This window comes from Achromobacter sp. ACM02 (genome assembly GCF_014851605.1).
Lineage (GTDB): Bacteria > Pseudomonadota > Gammaproteobacteria > Burkholderiales > Burkholderiaceae_B > Achromobacter > Achromobacter aegrifaciens.
Genome location: NZ_JACUZY010000004.1, coordinates 1 through 24,799, shown reverse-complemented (window position 1 = coordinate 24,799; position 24,799 = coordinate 1). Strand labels below are relative to the sequence as shown.

At 67.8% G+C, this 24,799-nt stretch carries 24 protein-coding genes; 8 read left to right on the top strand and 16 right to left on the bottom strand.

Translation table 11 applies throughout. From position 1 onward, the window contains the following. Positions 1 to 7: 7 nt before the first annotated feature. From IB258_RS12640 to IB258_RS12625, 4 genes are all read right to left on the bottom strand, one after another. On the bottom strand, positions 8 to 436 hold the full coding sequence (locus tag IB258_RS12640) for a universal stress protein (protein ID WP_119449244.1): 429 nt from the start codon (positions 434 to 436) through the stop codon (positions 8 to 10). 16 nt (positions 437 to 452) lie between these two features. Beyond that, entirely contained in the window at positions 453 to 878 is a 426-nt protein-coding gene (locus tag IB258_RS12635; protein ID WP_054452244.1) for a universal stress protein, read from the bottom strand. A 141-nt stretch (positions 879 to 1,019) separates the two neighbouring features. Next, entirely contained in the window at positions 1,020 to 1,823 is an 804-nt protein-coding gene (gene murI, locus IB258_RS12630; RefSeq protein ID WP_192352651.1) for a glutamate racemase, read from the bottom strand. A gap of 47 nt (positions 1,824 to 1,870) precedes the next feature. After that, complete coding sequence (locus IB258_RS12625) at positions 1,871 to 2,791, bottom strand: LysR substrate-binding domain-containing protein (RefSeq protein ID WP_119449246.1); 921 nt, start codon at positions 2,789 to 2,791, stop codon at positions 1,871 to 1,873. A gap of 124 nt (positions 2,792 to 2,915) precedes the next feature. Between IB258_RS12625 and IB258_RS12620 the strand changes: the two genes are divergently transcribed. Genes IB258_RS12620 through IB258_RS12610 form a run of 3 tightly spaced genes read left to right on the top strand, consistent with a single transcriptional unit; the run spans position 2,916 to position 4,736 of the window. Further along, complete coding sequence (locus IB258_RS12620) at positions 2,916 to 3,494, top strand: chromate transporter (protein WP_054452241.1); 579 nt, start codon at positions 2,916 to 2,918, stop codon at positions 3,492 to 3,494. Continuing rightward, a complete protein-coding gene (locus tag IB258_RS12615; RefSeq protein WP_054451587.1) occupies positions 3,491 to 4,015 on the top strand; it encodes a chromate transporter in 525 nt (174 codons plus the stop codon). The genes IB258_RS12620 and IB258_RS12615 overlap by 4 nt, the downstream gene beginning before the upstream one ends. Positions 4,016 to 4,049: 34 nt before the next feature. Next, positions 4,050 to 4,736: a DUF1345 domain-containing protein gene (locus IB258_RS12610; RefSeq protein ID WP_192352650.1), complete on the top strand. Its 687-nt coding sequence runs from the start codon at positions 4,050 to 4,052 to the stop codon at positions 4,734 to 4,736. 82 nt (positions 4,737 to 4,818) lie between these two features. Here IB258_RS12610 and IB258_RS12605 read toward each other — a convergent pair whose 3' ends face one another. From IB258_RS12605 to IB258_RS12575, 7 genes are all read right to left on the bottom strand, one after another. Next, complete coding sequence (locus IB258_RS12605) at positions 4,819 to 5,937, bottom strand: class I SAM-dependent methyltransferase (protein ID WP_192352649.1); 1,119 nt, start codon at positions 5,935 to 5,937, stop codon at positions 4,819 to 4,821. A gap of 118 nt (positions 5,938 to 6,055) precedes the next feature. Beyond that, positions 6,056 to 7,723, bottom strand: coding sequence for an OFA family MFS transporter (locus tag IB258_RS12600; RefSeq protein WP_054451584.1), 1,668 nt, complete (start codon positions 7,721 to 7,723; stop codon positions 6,056 to 6,058). Between the two features lie 108 nt (positions 7,724 to 7,831). Then, positions 7,832 to 8,089, bottom strand: a complete 258-nt coding sequence (locus IB258_RS12595) for a formate dehydrogenase subunit delta (protein WP_054451583.1) — start codon at positions 8,087 to 8,089, stop codon at positions 7,832 to 7,834. Positions 8,090 to 8,107: 18 nt separating this feature from the next. Continuing rightward, complete coding sequence (gene fdhD / locus IB258_RS12590; RefSeq protein ID WP_175163713.1) at positions 8,108 to 8,929, bottom strand: formate dehydrogenase accessory sulfurtransferase FdhD; 822 nt, start codon at positions 8,927 to 8,929, stop codon at positions 8,108 to 8,110. A gap of 29 nt (positions 8,930 to 8,958) precedes the next feature. Beyond that, positions 8,959 to 11,835, bottom strand: coding sequence for a formate dehydrogenase subunit alpha (fdhF, locus tag IB258_RS12585; protein WP_054451581.1), 2,877 nt, complete (start codon positions 11,833 to 11,835; stop codon positions 8,959 to 8,961). A gap of 13 nt (positions 11,836 to 11,848) precedes the next feature. Then, on the bottom strand, positions 11,849 to 13,420 hold the full coding sequence (locus IB258_RS12580; protein WP_054451580.1) for an NADH-quinone oxidoreductase subunit NuoF: 1,572 nt from the start codon (positions 13,418 to 13,420) through the stop codon (positions 11,849 to 11,851). Beyond that, positions 13,417 to 13,974, bottom strand: coding sequence for a formate dehydrogenase subunit gamma (locus tag IB258_RS12575; protein ID WP_192352648.1), 558 nt, complete (start codon positions 13,972 to 13,974; stop codon positions 13,417 to 13,419). Before IB258_RS12575 ends, IB258_RS12580 begins: the two co-directional genes overlap by 4 nt. Before the next feature lie 140 nt (positions 13,975 to 14,114). Between IB258_RS12575 and IB258_RS12570 the strand changes: the two genes are divergently transcribed. From IB258_RS12570 to mobA, 3 genes are read left to right on the top strand one after another with little or no spacing between them, the layout of a single operon-like run. After that, complete coding sequence (locus IB258_RS12570; RefSeq protein WP_054451578.1) at positions 14,115 to 15,194, top strand: substrate-binding domain-containing protein; 1,080 nt, start codon at positions 14,115 to 14,117, stop codon at positions 15,192 to 15,194. Between the two features lie 35 nt (positions 15,195 to 15,229). Beyond that, on the top strand, positions 15,230 to 16,324 hold the full coding sequence (moaA, locus tag IB258_RS12565) for a GTP 3',8-cyclase MoaA (RefSeq protein ID WP_119449253.1): 1,095 nt from the start codon (positions 15,230 to 15,232) through the stop codon (positions 16,322 to 16,324). Beyond that, the gene (mobA, locus tag IB258_RS12560) at positions 16,317 to 16,931 is read left to right on the top strand and encodes a molybdenum cofactor guanylyltransferase MobA (RefSeq protein ID WP_370539827.1); all 615 of its coding nucleotides are present in this window, start codon (positions 16,317 to 16,319) and stop codon (positions 16,929 to 16,931) included. Before moaA ends, mobA begins: the two co-directional genes overlap by 8 nt. Here the strand turns inward: mobA and glp are convergent. Genes glp through moaC form a run of 5 tightly spaced genes read right to left on the bottom strand, consistent with a single transcriptional unit; the run spans position 16,916 to position 19,853 of the window. Next, positions 16,916 to 18,121: a gephyrin-like molybdotransferase Glp gene (glp, locus tag IB258_RS12555; RefSeq protein ID WP_054451577.1), complete on the bottom strand. Its 1,206-nt coding sequence runs from the start codon at positions 18,119 to 18,121 to the stop codon at positions 16,916 to 16,918. The genes mobA and glp overlap by 16 nt on opposite strands. A gap of 3 nt (positions 18,122 to 18,124) precedes the next feature. Next, positions 18,125 to 18,646, bottom strand: coding sequence for a molybdenum cofactor biosynthesis protein B (moaB, locus tag IB258_RS12550; protein WP_192352647.1), 522 nt, complete (start codon positions 18,644 to 18,646; stop codon positions 18,125 to 18,127). 13 nt (positions 18,647 to 18,659) lie between these two features. Continuing rightward, entirely contained in the window at positions 18,660 to 19,127 is a 468-nt protein-coding gene (locus IB258_RS12545; RefSeq protein WP_054451575.1) for a molybdenum cofactor biosynthesis protein MoaE, read from the bottom strand. 5 nt (positions 19,128 to 19,132) lie between these two features. Next, the gene (locus IB258_RS12540; RefSeq protein WP_054451574.1) at positions 19,133 to 19,384 is read right to left on the bottom strand and encodes a MoaD/ThiS family protein; all 252 of its coding nucleotides are present in this window, start codon (positions 19,382 to 19,384) and stop codon (positions 19,133 to 19,135) included. Continuing rightward, positions 19,365 to 19,853: a cyclic pyranopterin monophosphate synthase MoaC gene (gene moaC / locus IB258_RS12535; RefSeq protein ID WP_042794830.1), complete on the bottom strand. Its 489-nt coding sequence runs from the start codon at positions 19,851 to 19,853 to the stop codon at positions 19,365 to 19,367. Before moaC ends, IB258_RS12540 begins: the two co-directional genes overlap by 20 nt. Positions 19,854 to 20,024: 171 nt before the next feature. On the opposite strand from moaC, the gene IB258_RS12530 reads away from it, so the two are divergent. After that, on the top strand, positions 20,025 to 23,651 hold the full coding sequence (locus IB258_RS12530) for a DUF748 domain-containing protein (protein WP_192352646.1): 3,627 nt from the start codon (positions 20,025 to 20,027) through the stop codon (positions 23,649 to 23,651). Between the two features lie 63 nt (positions 23,652 to 23,714). Then, positions 23,715 to 24,593 (top strand): dienelactone hydrolase family protein, encoded by an 879-nt coding sequence (locus IB258_RS12525; RefSeq protein ID WP_119452207.1) that lies wholly within the window; start codon positions 23,715 to 23,717, stop codon positions 24,591 to 24,593. Positions 24,594 to 24,799 lie beyond the last annotated feature (206 nt).

Below are 24,799 nucleotides of genomic sequence, written 5' to 3'. Positions count from 1 at the left end.
CCGGGGTTCACTTGACCAGCGTCACCGGCGCTTCGGCCAGTTGCAGCACCTGATTGGCGACCGAGCCGATCAGGATGTTCGTCAGCGAGCCGTTGCCGCGCGTGCCCATGACGATGCGGGCGCAGCCGTGGTCCTGGGCGTAGCCGGCGATTTCCGTGGCCGCGTGGCCAAACGCCACGTGGCTGGTGTAGTCGGCGCCGGTCACGTCCAGCAGTTTGCGCGCCTCGTCCGCGGCCTCCTGGCCTTCGCGCAGGTAGAACTCGTCGATCATGTCCTGCGTGATCAGGCGTGACAGCCCCGCGCGGCCTTGCACGGGCGTCTGGACGTTGAGCAGATGGATGCGGGCGGCGCCGGCGCCTTGGGCGAGCTGGCGGGCGTACAGGACGGCGCGGTTGGCGTTGTCGGAGCCGTCGACAGGGACCAGGATGTTCAGCATGGATGCTCCTTGACGGTTACTTGACCAGGGTGACGGGCAACTCCGTCAGATGCAGGACGCGGGTCGCGACCGAACCCAGGAACCAGGACGACACCGAGCCCAACCCGCGCGAGCCCATGTAGATTTCGTCTGCGCCGGATTCGCCGGCTACGCGCACGATGGTTTCGGCGGCGGCGCCTATTTCGATGTGGGTCTGGAAGGGCACGCCGGCCTGGGTCAGCAGTTCGCTGGCGGCCTGCAGCGCGTTGCGGCCTTCTTCCTCGTGATAGGCGTCGATCTCGGCCTGCGACAGGCCGCGGCCGATCTTGCCGGCTTTCAGGGGGATCTGGACCGTGAGGAGCTCCACGCGTTCGATGGGGTCGTAGCTGCGGGCGTCGAGCAGGGCTTGGACCGCATGGACGGCGGGCTGCGAGCCGTCCACGGGGATCAGGATGCGTTTCATGAGCGTCTCCTTGTGCGCGCCGCGGGCGGCGTTGTAGTCCACTGTATCCGAATTATTCGCCGAATCGGACAGGCGCGTCATGCGCAGGATCAAACCGGGCGCAATCAGCGCGCGCCGCCGGGCGGCGGACTCGGCGCGGGATCAGCGCCAGCGCGGCTCCAGGACGTGCGCGGCCGGGGCCTGCCCGAGCAGCCGTGCGGCGAGAATGCTCAATGCCTCGGCCGAGCCGCTGGTCTCCAGGCGCAATCCGCCCGGACCGTCGGCGCGCAACAGGCCGCGTTCCTGCAACTGGTGGCGCAGCCGGCGCGCCACGGGCGCGCCCGTCTCCAGCAGCGGCACGTCGGCGCCAGCGGCCGCCTGGATCGCGTCGCGCAGGAAGGGAAAGTGGGTGCAGCCCAGCACCAGCACGTCGGCGCCGGCCTCGCGTAGCTCAGCCACGGGAGCGCGCACCGCGGCTTCGGCCTCGGGGCCGCTGAGCACGCCGTGCTCCACCAGCCGTACCCACTCGGGGCAGGGCCTGAACAGGATGCGGACTTCGGGCGCCTCGCGCCGGACCAGCGCGGCGAATTTGGGGCTGGCCAGAGTGCCGGTGGTGGCGAATACGCCGACCACGCCGCTCGTGGTCAGGTGCGCGGCGGGCTTGATGGCCGGCTCCACGCCGATGATGATCAGTTGCGGATGGCGCAGGCGCAGCTGGGCGATGGCGGCCGCGGTGGCGGTATTGCAGGCCACCACCATGGCCTTGGCCTGGCGCGACACGAAGTAATCGGCAATCGTGCAGGCGCGCTGCTCGACGTAGTCCTGCGTTTTTTCGCCATAGGGCACGTGGGCGGAGTCGGCCACGTACAGCAGGGATTCGTGGGGCAGGGCGTCGCGGATGGCGCGCAGCACGCTCAGCCCGCCGACGCCGGAGTCGTAGATGCCTATGGGTGAATCTGGGAACATGGCTGCAATGCGGAGTGCGGGGTGCCGGGCAGTGTAGCGCTGCGCGCTCAGGCCGGCGATTCCTCGCGCTGCCGCCGCGCCTCGCCGATCAGCTTGCGGGCCGCGCCGGAGAGCGCTTCGTCGCGCCAGATCAGGTTCAGCGGCGCGCGCAGTTCCGCGGGCTGGGCCAGGTTGACGTAGACCACGCCTTCGATGTTCACGCGGCGCAGCGACGCCGGCACCAGCGACACGCCCAGGCCGGCGGCCACCAGGCTCAGGGTGGACAGCATGCGCGGCGCTTCCTGGGCCACGCGCGGGCTGAAACCGGCGGCGCCGCAGGCCGCAATGATGGCGTCGTACAGGCCTGGCCCGCTGTGGCGGCGGTAGAGGATCAGCGATTCGTCGGCCAGTTCCGACAGCGCGATGCGCTTGCGCGGCCGGCCTTTGACGGTTGGGTGGTCGGCGGGAAACGCGGCCAGCATGGGCTCTTCCAGCACGGTTTCCACCACCACGCCCGGGCCCAGGCCATAGGGACCGCGGATGAATGCCACGTCCACGCGGCCCGCGCCCACGGCCTCCATGAGTTCGCCGGTGCTGCTTTCCTCCAGCACCAGCCGCACATTGGGCGCCGTTTCGCGGAAGCGGCGGATGACGGACGGCACGAAGGGATGGAACGCCGCAGACCCGGTGAAGCCCACGGTCAGGCGCCCGGCCTCGCCCTGCGACACGCGCCGCACGCCTTCCACGGCCTGGTCCACCAGGGCCACGATATTGCGCGCATCGTCCAGCAGCGCGCGGCCGCTTTCGGTCAGCTCCATGCCGCGCGGCAGGCGGTGGAACAGTGTCACGCCCAGTTCCTGCTCCAGCACGCGGATCTGCTGGCTGAGCGGCGGCTGGCGTATGCCCAGCCGCGCCGCGGCCTTGGTCAGATGGGATTCCTCGGCCACGGCCAGGAAGTAGCGCAACAGCCTCAAGTCTACAGATGCCATATTCAACCGATATGAATATATAGATAGTCATATATTAGACATTATCCAAGGCGAAGAGTAGGCTGCAATCTCGTTGTCCTTCCCTGGTTCCACTCCGCGCCGCTTCGGCGGCGCCGGCATGAAAATGATGAACGCAGCACCTTCCACCTCCGAGGCCGATCTGCGGCCTCCGCCCACGTGCGGGCAATTGTTCTATGGCTTCCTGATGCTCGGCCTGACGGCCTTCGGCGGCGCCTTGCCGCTGGCGCGCCGCATGGTCGTCGAAAAGCACCGCTGGCTCAGCGGCGCCGAGTTCACCGATCTGCTGGGCCTGTGCCAGTTCCTGCCCGGCGGCAACATCATCAACCTGTCGGTGGCGCTGGGCATGAAGTTCCGCGGGCCGCGCGGCGCGTTCGCGGCGCTGATGGGCCTGATCCTGGCGCCGTCCGCCATCGTGGTGCTGCTGGGCATGGTGTACGACCGCTTCCAGAACGATCCGCACATCCAGCACCTGTTTGCCGGTCTGGCGGCCGCGGCCGCGGGCCTGTTGATTTCCATGGCGGTGAAGATCGGGGTGCCGGTGGTGAAGCGCCGCGACTGGCTGGCCGGCGTGGTGGCCACGGCCTGCTTCATTGCCATCGCCGTGCTGCGCATTCCGCTGCTGCCCACCATGGCGGTGCTGACGCCGCTGAGCATCCTGATGGTCTGGAGGCAACGTCGATGATCCACACACTGATCGCCCTGGCCCTGATCTTTTCCGAACTGTCCGTGCTGGCGTTCGGCGGCGGCAACACCATCCTGCCCGAGATGCAGCGGCAGGTGGTGGACGTGCATGGCTGGATGACGGCGGCGGACTTTTCCGCGCTGTTCGCCCTGGGGCAGGCCGCCCCGGGTCCCAATTTGATGGTGGTCACGCTGGTGGGCTGGCATGTGGCGGGCGGCCTGGGCATGCTCGTCACCACCATCGCCAAGTTCGGCCCGTCGTCCATCATCACTGTGATCGCGCTGGGCCTGTGGGAACGCTTCAAGGACCGGCCCTGGCGCGGCGTCATCCAGGCGGGCATCTTCCCGATGACGGTGGGATTGGTCGCGGCCAGCGCGGCGCTCATCACCGAAGCCTCGGTGCATACCTGGCTGCTGGGCGCCATTACCGCTGTGGTGGCGCTGCTGGGCAGCTTCACCCGCATCCATCCGTTGTGGCTGCTGTTTGGCGGCGCGCTGGTCGGTTTGCTCGGCATCGGTTAGCGTTAGGGCTGCTCACACCAAAAGGAGCAGCCGCATGCCGCCGCTCAAGGATTTCGAGCCCGAGGATGACTCCGCCGCTGGCGCCGCCCTGCCGTTTTTCCATGCGCATCGTCGCCTGGTCGGATGCGCTGGTTTGCTGCTGGTGACGGCGGGCGGCCTGTATGCCCTGGGCGTGCCCTGGGTGCTGTCGCTGCTGCTGGGATTCGATGCGGGGGCGCTTGTGTTTCTGTTGATGACGGCGCGGGTGTTCGGCCGCACCAGCGCGGCGGCCATGCGCCAGCATGCGCAGCAGCAGGACGTGGGGCGCACCGGCGTGCTGTGGAGCAGCGTGGCGCTGTCCTGCATGGTGATGATGGCGTTGTGGGTCGAACTGCGGGGGAAAGGCGGCGCGGGCGACGTGCTTGCCATGTTGGCCGCCGCCGTCACCATCATCCTGTCATGGCTCTACATGAACATGATCTTCGCGCTGCACTACGCGCATGGCTATTACGGCCACCGCAACGCCATGCACAAAGGTCTGGATTTCCCGGGTACCGATGAACCCGACTACTGGGACTTCGCCTATTTCGCGCTGGTGCTGGGCATGACGTTCCAGGTGTCGGACGTGCAGATCGTGAACCGGCGAGTGCGCCGCACAGCCCTGACGCACAGCGTCATCGCCTTTTTCTTCAACGTCTTCATCATCGCCATCAGCGTGAACGTCGCGGCGGGGCGGGCCTGAAGCCGCGCCCCGGGGGCTTGCGCCAGGCCGGGCCGCGCCAGGCCGGGCCGCGCCAGGCCGGGCCGCGTCAGGCCGGGCCGCGTCAGGCTGCGCCCAGGCGCCACAAGGACGTGACTTCCTTCGAACGGGCGGCATGCAGCGGGTCGCTCGCGTCCTGCGCGCGGCCGTGCGTGGGACGGGTGTCGATGCGCTCGATCACGCGCAGGCCGGCCTGGCTGATCATTTCCAGCAGCGCTTCGCGGCTGCGCAGGCCCAGGTGTTCGGCCAGGTCCGACAGGATCAGCCAGCCCTCGCCATTGGGCGTCAGATGCGCCGCCAGCCCATTCAGGAAACCGCGCAGCATGCGGCTGTCAGGATCGTAGACCGCATGCTCGACGGGCGAGCTGGGGCGGGCGGGCAGCCACGGCGGGTTGCACACGATCAGGGAGACCCGGCCTTCGGGGAACAGGTCCGTTTCTTCGACGTCGACCTGCTTGGACAGGCCCAGCCGCTCCAGGTTTTCGCGGGCGCAGGCCAGGGCGCGCGGATCGGTGTCGGTCGCGATGACGCGCTTGCCGCCGCGGCGCGCAATCACGGCGGCCAGCACGCCTGTGCCGGTGCCGATGTCGAAGGCCACGCTGCCACGCGGCATCGGGGTGCGCGCCACCAGGTCGACGTACTCGCCGCGCAGCGGCGAGAACACGCCGTAGTGCGGATGGATGCGGGCATTCAGGGCGGGAATTTCCACGCCCTTCTTGCGCCATTCGAAGGCGCCGATCAGGCCCAGCAGCTCGCGCAGCGACGCGACGTAGGGCTCCTCGGCGGGGCCATGGGCCTCTTCGCAGGCGAGCCGGGCGTCGGGCGCGCGGCGCAGCGGAATGCCGTGGCCGGCGTCGAACGGAATCAGCAGCATGCCCAGGATGCGGGCGCGCTGGGACTGGATCTGGCGGTGCTGGTTGAAGGCGTCCAGCAGGCTGTCCACGGGCTTGCGGGGCCGCTTGTCGACCCGCCGCGTGATGGCCTGCAGCAGTTGCCGCGCGTTCTGGAAGTCGCCGCGCCACAGCAGGCCGACACCTTCGCAGGCCTGGCGGTAGGCCATGTCGGCGGTCATGGTGTCGTCCGCCACCACTACGCGCTTGGGCGGCGCGGCGCCGGATTCGGAGCGCCAGCGGGCGGCGTGCGGGGTCTGGTTTTCTTCCCAGCGGATTTCAGGGACGGTCAACGTGTCGCTCCAGCAAGGCGGGGCGCGCGGGGCAGGGTGGTCATGGATAAAGCAAAAAAGAAGGGGCGCGGGCTGCCAATGTAGCAGCTTCGCGCCCCGTCGCGGCGTCCGCTTGGGCTCAGTGGAACAGCACCACCGCCTTCTGCAGCGTGATCCAGATGCCCCAGGCCAGGGGGATGCCGACGCAAGCCCAGGCAAACACCACCAGCGCCGCCGGCGTGCGGAACGCGGATGTTCCGACCCCGTGCGTTTCCGTGGCGACGGCGCGTTCGTGGGCCAGCGCCTTCTCGCGCGCCAGTTCCTCGTCATTCATGAAGTACTTGGGGTTCACGGGCCGGATCGCCAGGTTGCACAGAAAGCCCAGCACCAGCATCCCGGCCAGGATGTACATGGTGATGTCGTACACCTGGGCGCGCGGCACGCCGATGGACAGCTGGTATTCGCGGATGTAGTTCACCAGCACCGGTCCGAAGATGCCCGCCGCCGACCACGCCGTCAGCAGCCGTCCATGGATGGCGCCGACCATCTGCGTGCCGAACAGGTCGGCCAGGTACGCCGGCACGGTGGAGAAGCCGCCGCCGTACATGGACAGGATGATGCAGAAGGCGGCCACGAACAGGGCCAGCGCGCCGATGTGCGCGGTCCAGGGGATGGCCGAATACAGCGCGAAGCCCAGCACGAAGAAGATGAAGTAGGTGGTCTTGCGGCCCAGCTTGTCGGACAGGCTGGCCCAGAAGAAGCGGCCGCCGATGTTGAACAGGCTGAGCAGGCCGGTGAAGCCGGCGGCGATGGCGGCGATGGCCGCCAACTGGCTCTTGTCCAGTTGCGAGTAGCCCAGTTCAGGCTGGTTGATCAGGCCGCCGCCGAACACTTCCTGCAGCAGCGGCGAGGCCATGCCCAGGATGCCGATGCCGGCCGTGACGTTCAGGCACAGCGCCCACCACACCAGCCAGAACTGCGGCACGCCCCAGACGCGCTGCACATGGACATGGCCCTTCGTGATCATGGCGTTGCCGGCATGCTTGGCCGGGGCGGTCCAGCCCTCGGGCTTCCAGCCGGTCGGCGGCACGCGGTAGCCCAGCGCACCCGACATCATGAAGACGAAGTACACCGCGGCCATGGTCAGGAAGGTCTGCCAGACGCCCGGCGATTCAGGCGTGGCGAAGTGGCGCATCAGCAGGTCGGCCAGCGGCGCGCCTATCATGGCGCCGCCGCCAAAGCCCATGATGGCCATGCCAGTGGCCATGCCGCGGCGGTCGGGGAACCACTTGATCAGCGTGCTCACGGGCGAGATGTAGCCCAGTCCCAGGCCGATGCCGCCGATGACGCCCGAGCCCAGCCACAGCATCCACATCTGGTGCAGGTACACGCCGATGGCCGAAATGACCAGGCCGCCACACCAGCACAGGGCCGACACCACGCCCGCCTTGCGCGGGCCCGCGCGTTCCAGCCAGCCGCCCCACAGCGCGGCCGAGCAGCCCAGCAGCACGAAGAACAGGGTGTACATCCACCCCATGGTCGAGATCTTCCAGTCGCAGTTGGTGGCGAACAGCTCGGCTGCGAGGCTCATGTCCGCGGGGCAGGCCAGCGGCTTGGCGCCGCCCACGACCTTGGACAACGGCAGCCAGAACACCGAGAAACCGTAGGCCATGCCGATGCACAGGTGGATGGCCAGGGCGGCCGGGGGAACCAGCCAGCGCGAGAAGCCCGGTCCGGCGATGGTGCGTTCCTTATCGAAAAAACCCGGCTTCGAACCGGGCAGGTCCAGCGTGGCAGTGCTTTGCATGTTGTCTCCTCTTTGGGGGCCGCTCGTTGGCGCGCGTGGTCCGGCATCCGGCCGGTCCCGCCGCCTTTTCTTGTGATTGTTCCTGCCGTCTTGCCTGCCGCCGACGCGTTACGCCACGCGGGCCAGCGGTGTGAGGCGCTGGCGGTTCTGGGTGACCGCTTCCAGCACCAGCGGGTGCAGTCGTTCCCCGCCGGCGTCGCCGTCGGGGTTTTGTTCGAGAAAGTTCAGGAGCTCATTGCGCATGCGCGGCTCCCAGAACTTGTGGATATGGTTGGCCACGCCCTCCAGGGCCTCGGGCCGGTCGGGCATGGCTTCGAAGAATTGGCCGATGCGGTTGGCCATGCGGATCAGGTTGCCGATTTCCATGCTTGCGAGAAGTCCGGTTCAGGAGATGATGCGTTGGGGGTGTGAGTACAGTGTGGCGTCGTCGCCGCGTAGAAAACCCAGCAGGCTGACGTTGGCTTCATCGGCCAGGCGGATGGCGAGCGCGGTGGGTGCGGAGACGGATGCCAGCACCGCGACGCCGGCGGCGGCGGTCTTCTGCACCATTTCGAAGCTGGCGCGGCTGGACACCACCACGATGCCGTCGCCAGCATGCATGGCCTGGCGTGCCAGTGCACCTATCAGTTTGTCCAGCGCGTTGTGGCGGCCCACGTCCTCGCGCACCAGCGCGACGGCGCCATCGGCGCCCGCCCAGCCGGCGGCGTGGGTGGCGCCCGTGATGTCGTGCAGCGCCTGGCGCGCCCGCATGTCGCGCATGGCGGCCAGCACGGCCTGGATGCGCACGGGCGAGCCGTTGGTGACGGGCGCGACAGGCCGCAGCACTTCGGGCAGCGTTTCCACGCCGCACAGGCCGCAGCCGGTGCGCCCGGCCATGGCGCGGCGGCGGGACTTCAGCCGCACTTCACAGGCAGTGGAAATTTCCAGCTGGACCACGATGCCGTCGCATTGCGGCAGCAGGTCGATGCCGCGCACGTCGCTGATGCCGTCGATGATGCCTTCGGACAGCGCGAAGCCGACCGCGAAGTCTTCCAGGTCGGCCGGCGTGGCCAGCATGGTGGCGTGGCTGATGCCGTTGAACTCCAGCGCCACCGGGGTTTCCTCGGCCACGGAGTCGGTTTCGACCTCGGGGACCAGGGCGCCGCCCCGCACGCGGGTGACCTGTACCTGCGTGCAATCGGGGCGGGAAGGCGGTGGCGTGGGCATGTCGGCGTCCTGGCGTTTCGGGCTGGCGGTTATTTCCCGGTCAGCGCCGCCTCGCTTTCTCGCGAACGCTCGCGCAGCAGCTTTTGCTGGATGTCCGCAAAGCGCGACCACTGGCGTTGCCACTCCGAAGGCTGCGACACGCGCGTGACCTGCACGGCCGTCACTTTGTATTCGGGGCAGTTGGTGGCCCAGTCGGAGCTGTCGGTGGTGACGACGTTGGCGCCGGACTCGGGAAAATGGAAGGTGGTGTATACCACGCCCGGCTGCACCCTGTCGGTCAGCGTGGCCCGCAACACGGTCTCGCCCGCGCGGCTCTGGATGCCGACCCAGTCGCCGTCCTTCACGCCGCGGTCCTCGGCGTCCTGCGGATGCAGTTCCAGCACGTCCTCGCCATGCCACATGACGTTGGGGGTGCGCCGGGTCTGCGCGCCCACGTTGTATTGCGACAGGATGCGGCCCGTGGTCAGCAGCAGCGGGAAGCGGCGCGTGCTGCGCTCGTCCGTGGGCACGTACTTGGTGATCATGAACTTGCCCTTGCCGCGCACGAACTCGTCGATGTGCATGATGGGCGTGCCATCGGGCGCTTCTTCGTTGCAGGGCCATTGCAGGCTGCCCTGCTTGTCCAGCTTTTCGTAGCTGACGCCGGTGAAAGTGGGCGTCAGGCGCGCGATCTCGTCCATGATCTCGCTGGGATGCTTGTAGTTCATGGGGTAGCCCAGCGCGTTGGACAGCGCCACCGTCACTTCCCAGTCGGACTTGCCGTTCTTGGGTTCCATGACCTTGCGCACGCGCGAGATGCGGCGCTCGGCGTTGGTGAAGGTGCCGTCCTTTTCGAGGAACGAGGAGCCGGGCAGGAACACGTGGGCGTACTTGGCCGTTTCGTTCAGGAACAGGTCCTGCACCACGATGCATTCCATGGCAGCGAGGGACGCCGCCACGTGCTGCGTGTTGGGGTCTGACTGCACGATGTCTTCGCCCTGGCAATACAGGCCCTTGAACGAACCGCCCAGCGCAGCCTCGAACATGTTGGGGATGCGCAGGCCGGGTTCCGGCTGCAGGGTCACGCCCCAGTCCTGTTCGAACTGCGCACGCACCGTGTTGTCGGAGATGTGGCGGTAGCCCGGCAGCTCATGCGGGAACGAGCCCATGTCGCACGAACCCTGCACGTTGTTCTGCCCGCGCAGCGGATTCACGCCCACGCCTTCGCGGCCGATGTTGCCGGTGGCCATGGCCAGGTTGGCGATGGCCATGACGGTGGTGGAGCCCTGGCTGTGTTCGGTCACGCCCAGGCCGTAGTAGATCGAGCCGTTGCCGCCGGTGGCGTACAGGCGCGCCGCGCCGCGCACCGCCTGCGCCGGCACGCCGGTGATCTCTTCCATGGCTTCCGGCGAATTCTCTGGCAGCGAGACGAAGTCGCGCCATTCCTTGAAGGCCTTGGCTTCGCAGCGCTCGGCCACGAAGTCCTCGGCGATCAGGTTTTCGGTGGCGATCACGTGGGCCAACGAGGACAGCAGGGCGGTGTTGGTGCCGGGGCGCACCTGCAGGTGGAAGTCGGCCTTGATGTGCGGCGAACTGACCAGTTCGATGCGGCGCGGATCGATCACGATCAGGCGCGCGCCCTGGCGCAGGCGGCGCTTCAAGCGCGAGGCGAACACCGGATGGCCGCTGCTGGGGTTGGCGCCCATCACGATGACCACGTCGGTGTGCATGACGGAATCGAAGGTCTGGGTGCCGGCGGATTCGCCCAGCGTCTGCTTCAGGCCGTAGCCCGTGGGCGAGTGGCAGACCCGCGCGCAGGTGTCGACGTTGTTGGTGCCGAAGGCCGCGCGTACCAGCTTCTGCACCAGCCAGGTCTCTTCGTTGGTGCAGCGCGAAGAGGTGATGCCGCCGACCGCATCGCGGCCGTACTGACCCTGGATGCGGCGGAACTCGGAGGCCGCATAGTTGATCGCCTCATCCCAGGACACTTCCTTCCAGGAGTCGGTGATGTGCTTGCGGATCATGGGCTTGAGCACGCGTTCCTTGTGCGTGGCATAGCCCCAGGCGAAGCGGCCCTTGACGCAGGAATGGCCGCGGTTGGCCTGGCCGTCCTTCCAGGGCACCATGCGCACCACTTCCTGGCCCTTCATTTCGGCCTTGAAGCCGCAGCCCACGCCGCAATAGGCGCAGGTGGTCACGACCGAGTGCTCGGCCTGGCCCATCATGATGACGGTCTTTTCCTGCAGGGTGGAGGTCGGACAGGCCTGTACGCAGGCGCCGCAGGACACGCATTCGCTATCCAGGAAGGGCTGGTCCTGCCCCGGCGACACGCGCGATTCGAAGCCCTTGCCGGAGATCGTCAGGGCGAAGGTGCCCTGGGTTTCCTCGCAGGCGCGCACGCAGCGGTTGCAGACGATGCACTTGGAGGCGTCATAGGTGAAGTACGGATTGGACTCGTCCTTTTCGCTCTTCAGGTGGTTGGCGCCGTCGTAGCCGTAGCGCACGTTGCGCAGGCCCACCACGCCGGCCATGTCCTGCAGTTCGCAGTCGCCGTTGGCCGGGCAGGTCAGGCAGTCCAGCGGGTGGTCGGAGATGTACAGCTCCATCACGCCGCGGCGCAGGTCGTGCAGCTTGGGGGTTTCGGTGTAGACCACCATGCCGTTCTCGGCGGGGGTGGTGCACGACGCCGGATAGCCGCGGCGGCCTTCGATCTGCACCAGGCACAGCCGGCACGAGCCGAAGGGCTCCAGGCTGTCGGTCGCGCACAGCTTGGGAATGTTGATGCCGGCCTCGGCGGCCGCGCGCATCAGCGAGGTGCCTTCGGGCACCGTGATTTCCTGGCCGTCTATGGTCAGGGTGACGGTTACGGCGGACTCGCGCGCCGGCGTGCCCAGGTCGCGATCGCGCTTGATGACGGTTTCTAGCATGTCGGTCTCGGGTTCAGGCCGCGTGCGCGGCAGACTGGGAGGACTCGATGCCGAAGTCCTGCGGGAAGTGGTTCAGCGCCGACAGCACCGGGTAGGGCGCCATGCCCCCCAGGGCGCACAGCGAGCCGCCCAGCATCGTGTCGCACAGGTCGCGCAGCAGATGCACCTGCTGCTCGCGGCCGGGGCCGCCCGCGACGATCTTGTCTATGGTTTCCACGCCGCGGGTGGAGCCGATGCGGCAGGGCGTGCATTTGCCGCAGGATTCGATGGCGCAGAACTCCATCGCATAGCGCGCCATGCGCGCCATGTCGACGGTGTCGTCGAAGGCCACCAAGCCGCCATGGCCGACCATGGCGGATATCTGGATATAGGCCTCGTAGTCCAGCGGCACGTCCCATTGCGATTCCGGCAGGTAGGCGCCCAGCGGGCCGCCCACCTGCACCGCGCGCAGCGGCCGGCCGGAGGCGCTGCCGCCGCCGAAACCGTACAGCAGGTCGCGCAGGCTCAGGCCGAAGGCCTTTTCGACCAGGCCGCCGTGCTTGAGGTTGCCGGCCAGCTGGAACGGCAGCGTGCCGTGCGAGCGGCCCACGCCGTAGTCGCGGTAATAGGCCGCGCCCTTGGCCAGGATGATGGGTACGGTGGCCAGAGAAATCACGTTGTTGATGACCGTGGGCTTGCCGAACAGGCCGGAGATCGCCGGCAGCGGCGGCTTGGCGCGGACCACGCCGCGCTTGCCCTCGATGCTTTCCAGCAGCGAGGTTTCCTCGCCGCAGATGTAGGCGCCCGCGCCCTTGCGCACTTCCATGTCGAAGCGGCGGCCGCTGCCGTGCACGTCATCGCCCAGCCAGCCCACGCTGCGCGCCCGCGCGATGGCGGCTTCCAGCGTGTCGATCGCTTGCGGATATTCCGAACGCACGTAGATGTAGCCGTAGGTGGCGCCCACCGCCAGGCCGGCGATGGTCATGCCTTCGATCAGCACATAGGGGTCGCCTTCCATCAGCAGGCGATCGGCGAAGGTGCCGGAGTCGCCTTCGTCGGCGTTGCAGACGATGTACTTCTGGTCGCCGGGGGTGCCTGCGACCGTCTTCCATTTGATGCCGGTCGGAAACGCCGCGCCGCCGCGGCCGCGCAGGCCCGAAGCCACCATTTCGTCGACGATCTGCCCGGGCTCCATGGCCAGGGCGCGTTGCAGGCCCTGCAGGCCGCCATGGGCGGCGTAGTCCTGCAGGGACAGCGGATCGGTCACGCCGACGCGGGCGAAGGTCAGGCGTTCCTGGTGCTTCAGGTAGGGGATTTCTTCGGTCAGGCCCAGGCGCAGCGGATGCTCGCCGCCGCTCAGCCAGCCGGCGTCGAACAGCGCGGCGACGTCTTCGGGCTGCACCGGCCCGTAGGCGATGCGGCCTTGCGGGGTAGTGATTTCGACCATGGGTTCCAGCCACAGCAGGCCGCGCGAGCCGTTGCGCACGATCTGCACGGACAGACCGCGGGCGTCGGCGGCGCGTTCGATGTCGCGCGCCACCGTGTCGGCGTCCATGGCCAGCGCCGCGGCGTCGCGCGGCACGTAGATGACAATGGGGGAGCTCATGATTGCGCCTCCCGCGTGCGGGCCAGCAGTCGGTCGAGCTTTTCCGGCGTGACGCGGGCATGGGGCCGCCCGTCGATCATCACCGCCGGCGACTGGGCGCACAGGCCCAGGCAGTACACCGGTTCCAGGGTGAAATCGCCGTTCTTGCTGTTGGCGTGGAAATCACAGCCCAGCGCCGTGCGCGCATGGGCGGCGAGATGTTCGCCGCCCATGGCCTGACAGGCTTCGGCGCGACAGACCTCCAGGGTGTGGCGCGCCGCGGGTTCGCTGCGGAAATGCGGATAGAAGGTGATGACGCCGTGGACCTCGGCGCGGGACAGGTTCAGGGCCTCGGCGATGGTCTCCACCGCCGCGGCCGGAATACAGCCCAGTTCATGCTGGACCGCGTGCAGCACGGGCAGCAGCGGGCCGGGCTGGTCCTTCAGCCGGGCGAGTATGCGGGCGGTGGCCGCGATGGCCGGGGTGTGGGACGCCTGGGCCGCGTCCAGGGCCATCTGGCCGCCGCGGGCGCCGCCGCTGGACGCCAGATCGGATGTTGCCTCGCGCTGATGCACGTCGGTCTCCTCCTGTGTTGCTGTTGTGCCGGGCTGGATGTTGTTCGGTTTTATATGTTTTAAAAAACATATAAAACTCCCTCCAACCGCGTTATTTGTGTACTCTAACGGGGTAATTCACCGTCTTCAATAAGAAATAAATGACATATAAGTTCCGTATCGGCCTGCGGCCGCAATGGACCCTGGGCGGAGACGACGACCCGGCACCCGTGCCATTGCAGGATATGCTGGCGCTGCTGTCCGCGATCGATGCCACTGGCAATATTGCCGGGGCCTGTCGCGCCTGTGGCCTGTCGTACCGGCATGCCTGGGGCGTGCTGCGCCGTTTCGAGGCAATCTTCGGTACGCAGTTGCTCATCACCAACCGCCGCCAGGGCACGCAGCTGGCGCCGTTCGCGCAGCGCCTGCTGTGGGCCAACCGCCGCATCGAGGCGCGCCTGATGCCCACGCTGGACAGCATGGCCTCGGAACTGCAGGAAGAGCTGGAGCGCCTGCTGCCCGAGAGCGGCCCGCATCTGCGGCTGCATGCCAGCCACGGCTTCGCGGTGGAGTCGCTGATGCAGCACATGGGCAACCGCAAGCCGGGCCTGGAGTTGCGCTACCGCACCGCCATCGAGGCGCTGGCCTCGCTGGAGCGTCGCGAGTGCGACCTGGCGGGCTTCCAGGTGCCGCTGGGCGATTTCGAAGCGCCCATCATGGAACGCTACGCCCAATGGCTGCATGCTGACGAGTACATGCTGATCCACCTGGCGGTGCGCAATGCGGGCCTGTTCGTCACCGCCGGCAACCCCAAGCACATACGCGGCATGGCTGACCTGGCGCGGCCCGACGTGCGTTTCGTCAACCGCCAGATTGGCTCCAGCACGCGTTATCTGGTGGGCCTGATGCTGCAGCGGGCGGGGGTCTCGATCAGCGAGGTCCAGGGCTACGAAACCAACGAGTTCACCCATATGGCCATTGCCGCGCACATCGCCAGCGGCATGGCCGACACGGGCGTAGGGGTGGAAACCGCCGCCTGCCGCTTCGGGCTGGACTTCATCCCGCTGGTGCGGGAACGCTATTTCTTCGCCATCCGCAAGGCCTCGCTGGAGACGCCGGCCATGCGCGACCTGCTGTCCATCATGCGCAGCCCGGACTACGTCGGCTACGTCGGCCAGCTGGCGGGCTACGACGCCCGCGACACCGGCAGGCTGCAGTCGCTGCAGGAGGCCTTTCCATGAGCGCGAAACGCGATGCGCCGGGATATGATGCTCCCATGAGCAAAGTGATCTTTCTTGCCGATCGCCGCAGCGGCCCGCTGGCGCCCGGCGAACTGCCGCCGCACGGACAGCCCGCGCTGGACCAGCGCGCGCGTCCCTTGCGCGACCTGCGGATTTCGGTCACGGACCGCTGCAACTTCCGCTGCACCTACTGCATGCCGCGCGAAGTCTTCGACAGCAGCTACACCTTCATGCCGCATTCGGCGCTGCTGTCGTTCGAGGAAATCAGCCGCCTGGCGGGCATCTTCACGCAATTGGGCGTGGAGAAGATCCGCCTGACGGGCGGCGAGCCGCTGCTGCGCAAGCATATCGAGAACCTGGTGGGCCAGTTGGCCGACCTGCGCACGCCCGCCGGCCGCCCGCTGGACCTGACCCTGACCACCAACGGCAGCATGCTGGCGCGCAAGGCCGAGGCGCTCAAGAGCGCCGGGCTCACGCGTGTCACCGTCAGCCTGGATGCGCTGGACCCGGCCATGTTCCAGGGCATGAGCGACAGCGGCTTCACGCCCGACGACGTGCTGCGCGGCGTCGACGCCGCGGCCGAGGCCGGGCTCGCGCCGGTCAAGGTCAACATGGTGGTGCGGCGCGGCCTGAACGACGGCCAGATCCTGCCCATGGCTGAACGCTTCCGCCATTCCGGCCACATCCTGCGTTTCATCGAATACATGGACGTGGGCAATACCAACGGCTGGAATCTGGCCGAGGTGGTGCCCAGCCAGGAAGTGCTGGACCGCATCGGCGCGGCCTATCCGCTGGAACCCGTGGCCAGCGGCGAAATGGGCCGCGTGGCCGAACGCTGGCGCTACCTGGACGGCGGCGGCGAGATCGGCGTCATCTCCAGCGTCACGCACGCCTTCTGCGGCGGCTGTACGCGCGCGCGCCTGTCGCCGGAAGGCAAGCTCTTCCTGTGCCTGTTCGCGCACGACGGCTACGACCTGCGCGCGCCGCTGCGCGACGGGGCCAGCGACGCCGAACTCGCCGGCATCATCGCGGGCATCTGGGCGGGGCGCAACGACCATTATTCCGAGCTGCGCGGCCGCAACATGGCTGATCCCGCGCGCAAGATCGAGATGAGCTACATCGGTGGCTGAAGCTCGTGTCAGCAAGGGAGTTGCCGGCCTGATCCTCGCGGGCGGCCAGGGCGCGCGCATGAACGGGCAGGATAAGGGGCTGGTCATGCTGCGCGGCGAGCCCATGGTGGCGCACGTCGCGCGCCGGCTGGCGCCGCAGGTGTCGCGCCTCATCATCAGCGCCAACCGCCATCTGGATCTCTATGACCGCTACGGCGAGGTCGTGCGGGACGGTGAAGCCGATCTGGGCGCCTGGCAAGGGCCGCTGTTGGGTATAACCGCGGGCCTGGCGGCCGCGCAGCAGGAAGCCTGGCTGGTGGTGGCGCCCTGCGACACGCCGTTTTTGCCCACGAACCTGGCGGCTCGCCTGGTGCGCGCGGCCGAGTCCGCCAATGCGCCCATGGCCTATGCGGTGGCGGACGGACAGCGCCATTCGGCCTGCATGGCCTTGCGCACGTCGCTATTGCCCGATCTGCTGGCGTACCTGCGGGCCGGGGACCGCAAGGTGGGGCTGTGGCAGGCGAGGATGGGCGCGGTCGAAGCCTGCTTCGACGACGCGCCCGATGCCTTCATGAACGTCAACACGCCAGATGAACTGGCGCGGGCCGAGCGCTACGCCAGCCAGTGACGCAGGTCGTAGTAGGCGACCCGGTCCTTGTCCTGCACTTGCACGTCGGCCGGCAGTCGGGCCAAGCCCGTCGCCCAGGGCAGCGAGCTGATCACCCCGGAACCCTGATGGCCGTAGGGCACCAGTTCGGCGCTGCCGTCGTCGGCCAGACGGCGCTGCACGCGCAGGAATTCCTCGCGGCTGTCCTGGCGCGGATGCTCGGTGCGCAGCGGCAGCAGGCTGGTCGGCGGGAACAGGGTTTCGCGGCCCTGCATGCGGCGCATCAGTGGCGTCACCAGCAGGGTGAACACGGCGTAGGCCGACACCGGGTTGCCGGGCAGGCCGACCACGGGCTTGCCGTCGATCTGCGCCAGCGCCACCGGCTTGCCCGGCTTCATGCGCACCTTCCATAGCGCCAGTTCGCCGCCCAGCGAGGCCAGCGCGGGCTTGACCAGATCGCGTTCGCCCACCGACACGCCGCCCACGCTCACCACCAGGTCGCAATCGGCCAGCAGCGTCTTGAATGCGGCGTGCAGGTCGGCCTCGGTGTCGCGGGCGTGCAGCACGTGCACGGGCAGGGCGCCCATGCCGCGCGCCAGGGCGGCCAGCATGGGGCCGTTGGAGTTGTAGATCTGCTCGGCCGCGCGCGGCTGGCCGGGCAGCACCAGCTCGTCGCCGGTGGTCAGGATGCCCACGCGCAACTGGCCGAAGACTTGCACGCGGGCCAGGCCTTGCGAAGCCATCAGCGCCACGTGGGCGGCTTCAAGTACGGTGCCCGCGGCCAGCAGCGGCGCGCCGGCCATGGTGTCTTCGCCGCGGCGGCGGATGTGCTGGCCGGCCTTGGGCGCACGCGAGATTTCCACCTGGCCGTCGGCTTCGGTGGTGTCTTCCTGCATGACGACCGTATCCGCGCCTTCGGGAATCAGGCTGCCGGTGAACAGGCGGATGGCGTGGCCAGGCTTGAGCGGTTCCGGCATTTCCCCCGCGTAGCAGCGCTGCTGGATGGGCAGGCGCACGCCGGCGCCCCAGTCGGCCACGCGCAGCGCATAGCCGTCCATGGCGCTGTTGTCGGCAGGCGGTATGTCCACGGTGGCGGTGAGATCGGCGGCCAGCACGCGGCCGGCGGCATCGGCCAGGCTCACCTCTTCGCTGCGTTGCAGCGGCCCCGCGGCGTTGGCCAGCAGGGTCTGGGCTTGATCAAAATCCAGCATGGGTCAGTTGTCTTCTTCGCGTTGCTTGAAATGGGTGGCGAAATTGCAGGGACGGTGACTGCTGTCCAGCTGCTCGCGGATGATCTGCGCCCAGGCGGTTTCGCAGGCGTTGTTCGAGCCGGGCAGGCAGAAGATCAGCGTCTGGTTGGCCGAGCCGGCAAAGGCGCGCGACTGGATGGTGGAGCTGCCAATCTCGGTATAGGAGATCTGGCGGAACAGCTCGCCGAAGCCGGGAATCTCGCGGTCCAGCAGGGGCACGATGGCCTCGGGCGTGTGGTCGCGATGCGAGAAGCCCGTGCCGCCCGTGGTCAGGATCACCTGCACCTCGGGATCGGCGATCCAGTCGCTCATGATGCGGCGGATCTGATAGATGTCGTCCTTGACGATGTCGCGGCGCACGCACTGATGGCCGGCATGCGCGAGGCTATGGGCCAGCAGATTGCCGGAGGTGTCGTCGCCCGCGCTGCGGGTGTCGCTGACCGTAAGCACGGCGCAGGCCAGCGAAACAAGGCTTTCGTCGCTCATGGATTTTCCTCCTCTAGGCGGTGGTGTCTTCATCCCAGGACTGCGTGCGGTCCTGGTCGGATTGGCGTTGCTCCACCCAGAAGCTGCTGCCGCCCGCGAGGGTTTCGCGCTTCCAGAAGGGCGCGCGCGTCTTGAGCGCGTCGATGATGTATTCGCAGCCGCGGAAGGCGTCGCCGCGATGGGCGCTGGCCGCCGCGACGAAGACGATCTGGGCATTGCGGTGCAGCGCGCCCACCCGGTGCACGATGACCGTGCCGGCCAGGTTCCAGCGCGCGCGGGCGGTCGCGGCGATCTCTTCCAGTTCACGTTCGCACATGCCTGGGTAGTGTTCGAGAAAGAGCGTGTCGGTGGGCGTGTCGGGCGCGTAGTCGCGCACATAGCCCACGAACGTGACGATGCCGCCCACGCCCGGGCCGGCGCTCTCCCGCAGCGCGGCCGTGAGCGCGGCGCCGTCGAAGTCGGCTTCCTGGACGCTGATCATGGCGTTCAACCTCCGGTGACGGGTTCGAATACCGCGACCTCGTCGCCCGCGCGGATGGGCGCGGACGGCTTGGAGTGGGTCTGGTTGATGGCCAGCTTCAGGCGCGCGGAGGGCGCCAGCTGGGGGTAGCGTTCGCCCAGCGCGGCAAGCAGCTGCGCGCCGGTAGACTCGCCTTCCAGTGGCCAGGCTTCGGAGCGCTTGCCGACCAGTTCGGCCACGCGCGCGAAGTAGAGAAGATTAATCGTTGCGCCATTCACCGCTTTTTCCTCCTGCCTTGTACTTAAGGCGAACTTGCTCGATGACGATGCCCTTGTCGGCAGCCTTGCACATGTCGTAGATGGTCAGTGCGGCGACGCTGCAGGCCATCATGGCTTCCATTTCCACGCCGGTCTTGTAGCTGGTGCGGCAGGTGGCTAGCACGTCGATGCGGTGTTCGGCGTCGTCCAGCGCGAACTCGACGCCGACGAAGGCCAGCGGCAGGCTGTGGCACAGCGGGATGGTGTCAGCACAGCGCTTGGCGGCCAGGATGGCGGCGACGCGGGCGGTGTTGAGGACTTCGCCTTTGCCCTGGCCCGGCTGGGTCAGCAGGCCATAGGCGACGGCGTTCATGCGCACGCTGGCGGTGGCGATCGCCACGCGCTCGGTGTCGGTCTTGGCGATGACGTCGACCATGCGGACCTGCCCGGCTTCATCCAGGTGGCTCAAGGTTGGGGTGGGCGTGGACATGGGAATCGGGAGCGATAATTGTTAATGATTGAAAAGGGCGGTCCCGGCTGGCCGGATCGGCCCATCGATACGCCTATGATAGACGAGCGGTGCAGGGGGCGCGATAATCGCGCCTGTAGTCATTAGAAGGACGGAAACGCTCGTCCTTCAATTCGTATCAGGAGACGCGCAATGCCCTTGCGGATGCCCAAGCTTCGGTTAACCCGCCGGGTCGGCAAGATTCTTCTGGGTATTGCGGCATTCGTACTGATCCTTTTCGGGGTTGCCGCCTGGCAAGTCCCCAAAGTGCTGCACAACGTCCTGGTGCAGGACGTCTCCAAGATGATCGGGCGGGACGTCTCCGTCGGCGACATCAGCTTCAATCCCTTCACGCTGACCGTCCGCGCGCGCGACCTGGCCGTGGCCCAGCCCGATTCGCAGACGCCGCTCTTGACGCTGGCCGAGCTGGACGTCAGCGCGGCCTGGACTTCCCTGTTCTGGTTTGCGCCGGTCGTCGATCGAATGACGCTGCGCGAGCCTAACATCGCCATCGTCCGCGAGGACGTCACGCGCTTCAATTTCTCTGATATTCAGCAACGAGTGGCCGAATTGACGGCCGCCCAGCCCGAAGAACCGCCCAAGCCGGACGAAGGGCTGCCGCGCTTCTCGCTGAACAATATGGTGATCGAGAATGGCACGATCACGCTGGATGACAAGGTCACCGGCCGCAAGCAGGTGGTCGACGAGCTGGGCGTGGGCGTGCCGTTCATCTCCACGTTCGGCTACGCCACCGACATCGATGTGCAGCCGCGCGTGCATCTGCGCATCAACGGCAGCCCCTTTGATCTGAACGGCGTGGCGCGCCCCTTCGACAAGGTGCCCTCGTCCACGCTGCGCGTGGCCTTCAACGGGCTGCAGCTGGAAAAGTGGGCGGACGTCTGGCCCATGCCGCTGCCGTTCAAGGTGGAAAGCGCGCTGCTGGATTCCAACCTGCAAGTGGTGTTCGAGCAGCCCAAGGACGCGCCGCCCAAGATCCGCGTGGTCGGAGACCTTGGCCTGCGGCGGCTGGACCTGCGCGACACCGCTGGCGCAAATCTCGTCGCCTGGAGCGCGCTGACGGTCACCCGCCTGGAACTGGAGCCCATTGCGCGCCACGCCTATGTGGGCGAGGTGGGCCTGTGGGCGCCGCAGATCCATGTGCGCCGCTACGCCAATGCCAACCTGAACTGGCTGGACGTGGTCGCCGGGTTGAAACGATTGGGCGGCGTGGAGCCGACCGCCACGCCGGTGGCCGACAAGCTGCGCAAGGCCAGCGGCCTGGACCCGACCAAGGCGGGCGGCAAAGCCGGTCCCGCCGCGGCCCCGGCCCAGCCCCAGGCCCAGGGCGCGCCGGCCGCAGCGGGCGCAACCTCGGACCCCTCCGCCAAGGGCGCTGCGCCTGCAGCAGCGGCCGCCGCCGCGGGAGCGCCCGCCGCGGGAACGCCCGCCGCTCCGCCCGCCACGACTCCGGCAGGAACCCCGGCCGTGGACGCCGCCGCGCCTCAGCCGGCGCCCGCGCCCGCTGAATGGAAGGTCGAGCTGGATGCCTTCAATCTGCACGAAGGCGAGGTCTACGTCACCGACGCGGTCAGCAAGCTGGACTACGTGATGACCGGCCTGGCCGCGACGGTCGAGGGCGTGGCCCTGCCGCAGGTGTCCGGCCAGCCCATCAATTTGTGGCTGACCATGGACAACAGCACCGACGGCGGCTGGCTGCGCGCCAAGGGGCCGCTGGTCCTGAAGCCGCTGTCGCTGGAACTGGGCGTGCGCTTGGGCAACATTGCGCTGGCGCCCCTGGCGCCGGCCGTGCGCAACGCGGCGCCGATCGCGCTGCTGGATGGCCGCCTGGCCGCCAGCGCGCAAGTTCATGTGAAGGAAACGAACGGCGCGGTGGATGCATCCGCCAGCGCCGTGCAGGCCGACCTGACCCAATTCAAGGCCCGCGACGAATCCCTCAAGCCCGCCGTGGACATCGCGCTGCAAAGCCTGCGCGTGACCGCCGACCGCCTGGCCATGGGTCCGGGCCAGAGCAATTTCACCCTGGCCGCCGCCGGCATCCAGGGCAATGGCAAGCTCGATCTCAAGGGCGCGTTCACGCCGCAGCCGCTGACGGTGAAAACCTCCGTGGACTTGTCGGAACTGAACGTCGCGTCCTTTGCGCCCTATGCGGCCTCCAGCCTGAACGCCACGGTGCGCGCCATCACGCTGGGCGCCAAGGGCAACGCGGAGTTCGCCGCCGCGGCCGGTTCGGCGCCGATGAAGGCCAGCTGGAAGGGCGGCGTCGAAGTCACCGGCGTGGACCTGCAGGACCGAGTCAACAAGGATGACTTCCTGAACTGGAAGCGCCTGGGCTTTACCGGCATGGACATCTCGGTGGCGGGCGACAAGATCGGCGCCAAGCTGGGCGACATCGCGCTCGAGGATTTCTACGGCCGCGTGCTGCTCAACGCCCAAGGTCGCCTGAATGTCATGGACCTGGTGGCGGCTCCCGGCCAGGCCGGGGGCTCCATCACCCAGGACACCCAGACGCCTGGCCGCAGCGCCGCGCCGCCACCCGCCGCGCCCGCCGCCAAGGGGGGCGGGGGCATGCCGGACATCTCGGTTAACAGCGTCACCTTGAACCGCGGCCGCATGACCTTCACGGACCGCTTCGTCAAGCCCAACTACGTGGCCGAGCTCTCCAGCATCGAAGGTTCGATCACGGCGGTGTCGTCCACCAATCCCCAGCCCGCCAAGGTCAAGGTTACCGGGCGCGTCTACACCACCGCGCCGCTGTCGATCAGCGGGGTGGTGCAGCCTTTCGCCAAGTACCTGTCGCTGGACCTGAAGGCTTCGGCCAAGGGCGTGGACCTGCCGCGCTTCAACACCTATTCGGCCAAGTACGTGGGCTACCCCATCAAGCGCGGCAAGCTCTCGGTGGACCTGGAATACAAGATCAAGGACCGCGCGCTGCAAGCCACCAACCATGTGGTGCTGAACCAGCTGACCTTCGGCGACAAGACCAACAGTCCCGACGCGACCAAGCTGCCGGTGCTGCTGGCCGTGGCCTTGCTGAAGGACTCGCGCGGCAACATCGACATCAACCTGCCGATTTCCGGTTCGCTGGACGATCCGGAGTTCTCGGTGGGCGGCATCGTGGTGCGCGTGCTGCTGAACCTGGTGGTCAAGGCGGTGACTTCGCCCTTCAGTCTGCTGGCCTCGGCCTTCGGCGGCGGGGAAGAACTGTCCTACGTGGAATTTGCGCCGGGCAGCGCGGCGCTGACCGAGGACAGCCTGCAGCGCATCGACACGCTGACCAAGGCGCTGACGGACCGTCCGGCCCTGAAGATGGACATCAGCGGCCGCGCCGATCCCAAGACCGACATGGAAGGCCTGCGCCAGGCCTGGGTCGACGCCAAGATCCGCGCCGCCAAGGCAGCGGACGTCGCGCCGCGCGGCAAGAAGCCGAACCCGGCCGGCGTCGAGGTCTCGGGCGCGGAGCGCGCCAAGTATCTGGAAGAGGTCTACGACGACACGGACATCAAGGACAAGCCGCGCAACTTCATCGGCATGTCCAAATCCGTGCCGGCGGCGCAGATGGAGGAGATGCTGCGCAGCGTGGCGCCGGTGGGCGACGAGCAGTTGCGCCAACTGGCCGATGCGCGCGCGCAGGCGGTTTATGAGAAGCTGCAAGCCCAGGAAGGACTCGCGGATCGCGTGTTCATCGTTGCGCCGCAACTGGACGCGGATGGCATCAAGGACGAGGGGCAACCCTCGCGCGTGGACTTCTCCCTAAAGTGAACCAGGCTGGTCCGGAAGGCGGCGTCCAGCCGCCCCTGCCAGCTTTTTGCCAGGAGATTCTCGATGAATGACCAGGACGCGCACTTCGACAGCCTGCTTCCGCCCCTGCGGTTGAACCGGCGGGGTTTCATGGCCACCACGGTGGCGACGGGGTTTTCGCTGGCGGCCGGACAGGCCGTGGCGCAGACCACGATCACCACGGACGTCAACGGCCTTGTCGCCGGCAAGGTGGACATCCCGGTCAAGGACGGCAAGATGCCGGCATACCGCGCGGCGCCCAAGGGCAAGAAGGACCTGCCCACGGTGCTGGTGGTGTCGGAGATTTTCGGGGTGCACGAGTACATCCAGGACGTGTGCCGGCGGCTGGCCCACCAGGGCTATCTGGCCATCGCGCCCGAGCTGTTCGCGCGCCAGGGCGATCCGTCCAAGTACACCGAGATCCCCAAGTTGCAGGCGGAAATCATCGGCAAGGTCCCGGACGCGCAGGTGATGTCCGACCTGGACTCGACCGCGGCCTGGGCCACGTCCAACGGCGGCAATCCGGACCGGCTGGGCATCGTGGGCTTTTGCTGGGGCGGCCGCCAGGTCTGGCTGTATGCGGCCCACAACCCGAAGCTCAAGGCCGGCGCGGCCTGGTACGGCCAGTTGGGCGGACAGCCTTCGGAACTGAAGCCCAAGTCGGTGCTGAGCCAGGTGAACGACCTGAAGGCGAAGGTGCTGGGGGCGTACGGCGGCAAGGACGCCGGGATTTCGATGGCGGACGTGGACAAGATGCGGCTGGAACTGGCGCAGGGGCCGGCGGCGGCGAAGGCTTCGCGGATCGATGTGTATCCGGACGCGCCGCATGCGTTTCATGCGGATTATCGGCCTTCTTATCGGAAGGCTGAGGCGGAGCAGGCTTGGACGCGGATGTTGGATTGGTTCAAGCAGAACGGGCTGTGATCTTCGTGGGTTCGTTTGGGTCTTCTTGGGGCTTGTTGGGCGCTATGAGTGCGCACGAGTCTTCGTAGGTCCCACGAGTCTTCGTAGGTCGCCCGTCGTCGCGGGCGGCGTGGCGGCTCGCGCCCACGATTGCGGTCCGGAGCGTTCGCTCCGGACTCCCCCGTCGTCATCTTCGTCAAGGCCTTCGGCCTTTCCTTCAGATTCCC

What these genes read in the sequence shown, in the direction of transcription:
- IB258_RS12635 (WP_054452244.1), bottom strand. Translation starts at nt 878, where the DNA reads ATGAAACGCATCCTGATCCCCGTGGACGGCTCGCAGCCCGCCGTCCAT.
- fdhF (WP_054451581.1), bottom strand. Translation starts at nt 11,835, where the DNA reads ATGCTAGAAACCGTCATCAAGCGCGATCGCGACCTGGGCACGCCGGCG.
- IB258_RS12595 (WP_054451583.1), bottom strand. Translation starts at nt 8,089, where the DNA reads ATGGAAATCGGCAACCTGATCCGCATGGCCAACCGCATCGGCCAATTC.
- IB258_RS12570 (WP_054451578.1), top strand. Translation starts at nt 14,115, where the DNA reads ATGACATATAAGTTCCGTATCGGCCTGCGGCCGCAATGGACCCTGGGC.
- IB258_RS12625 (WP_119449246.1), bottom strand. Translation starts at nt 2,791, where the DNA reads ATGGCATCTGTAGACTTGAGGCTGTTGCGCTACTTCCTGGCCGTGGCC.
- moaB (WP_192352647.1), bottom strand. Translation starts at nt 18,646, where the DNA reads ATGAGCGACGAAAGCCTTGTTTCGCTGGCCTGCGCCGTGCTTACGGTC.
- glp (WP_054451577.1), bottom strand. Translation starts at nt 18,121, where the DNA reads ATGCTGGATTTTGATCAAGCCCAGACCCTGCTGGCCAACGCCGCGGGG.
- IB258_RS12620 (WP_054452241.1), top strand. Translation starts at nt 2,916, where the DNA reads ATGATGAACGCAGCACCTTCCACCTCCGAGGCCGATCTGCGGCCTCCG.
- moaC (WP_042794830.1), bottom strand. Translation starts at nt 19,853, where the DNA reads ATGTCCACGCCCACCCCAACCTTGAGCCACCTGGATGAAGCCGGGCAG.
- IB258_RS12530 (WP_192352646.1), top strand. Translation starts at nt 20,025, where the DNA reads ATGCCCTTGCGGATGCCCAAGCTTCGGTTAACCCGCCGGGTCGGCAAG.
- IB258_RS12545 (WP_054451575.1), bottom strand. Translation starts at nt 19,127, where the DNA reads ATGATCAGCGTCCAGGAAGCCGACTTCGACGGCGCCGCGCTCACGGCC.
- IB258_RS12525 (WP_119452207.1), top strand. Translation starts at nt 23,715, where the DNA reads ATGAATGACCAGGACGCGCACTTCGACAGCCTGCTTCCGCCCCTGCGG.
- IB258_RS12640 (WP_119449244.1), bottom strand. Translation starts at nt 436, where the DNA reads ATGCTGAACATCCTGGTCCCTGTCGACGGCTCCGACAACGCCAACCGC.
- moaA (WP_119449253.1), top strand. Translation starts at nt 15,230, where the DNA reads ATGAGCAAAGTGATCTTTCTTGCCGATCGCCGCAGCGGCCCGCTGGCG.
- fdhD (WP_175163713.1), bottom strand. Translation starts at nt 8,929, where the DNA reads ATGCCCACGCCACCGCCTTCCCGCCCCGATTGCACGCAGGTACAGGTC.
- IB258_RS12580 (WP_054451580.1), bottom strand. Translation starts at nt 13,420, where the DNA reads ATGAGCTCCCCCATTGTCATCTACGTGCCGCGCGACGCCGCGGCGCTG.
- IB258_RS12615 (WP_054451587.1), top strand. Translation starts at nt 3,491, where the DNA reads ATGATCCACACACTGATCGCCCTGGCCCTGATCTTTTCCGAACTGTCC.
- IB258_RS12610 (WP_192352650.1), top strand. Translation starts at nt 4,050, where the DNA reads ATGCCGCCGCTCAAGGATTTCGAGCCCGAGGATGACTCCGCCGCTGGC.
- murI (WP_192352651.1), bottom strand. Translation starts at nt 1,823, where the DNA reads ATGTTCCCAGATTCACCCATAGGCATCTACGACTCCGGCGTCGGCGGG.
- IB258_RS12600 (WP_054451584.1), bottom strand. Translation starts at nt 7,723, where the DNA reads ATGCAAAGCACTGCCACGCTGGACCTGCCCGGTTCGAAGCCGGGTTTT.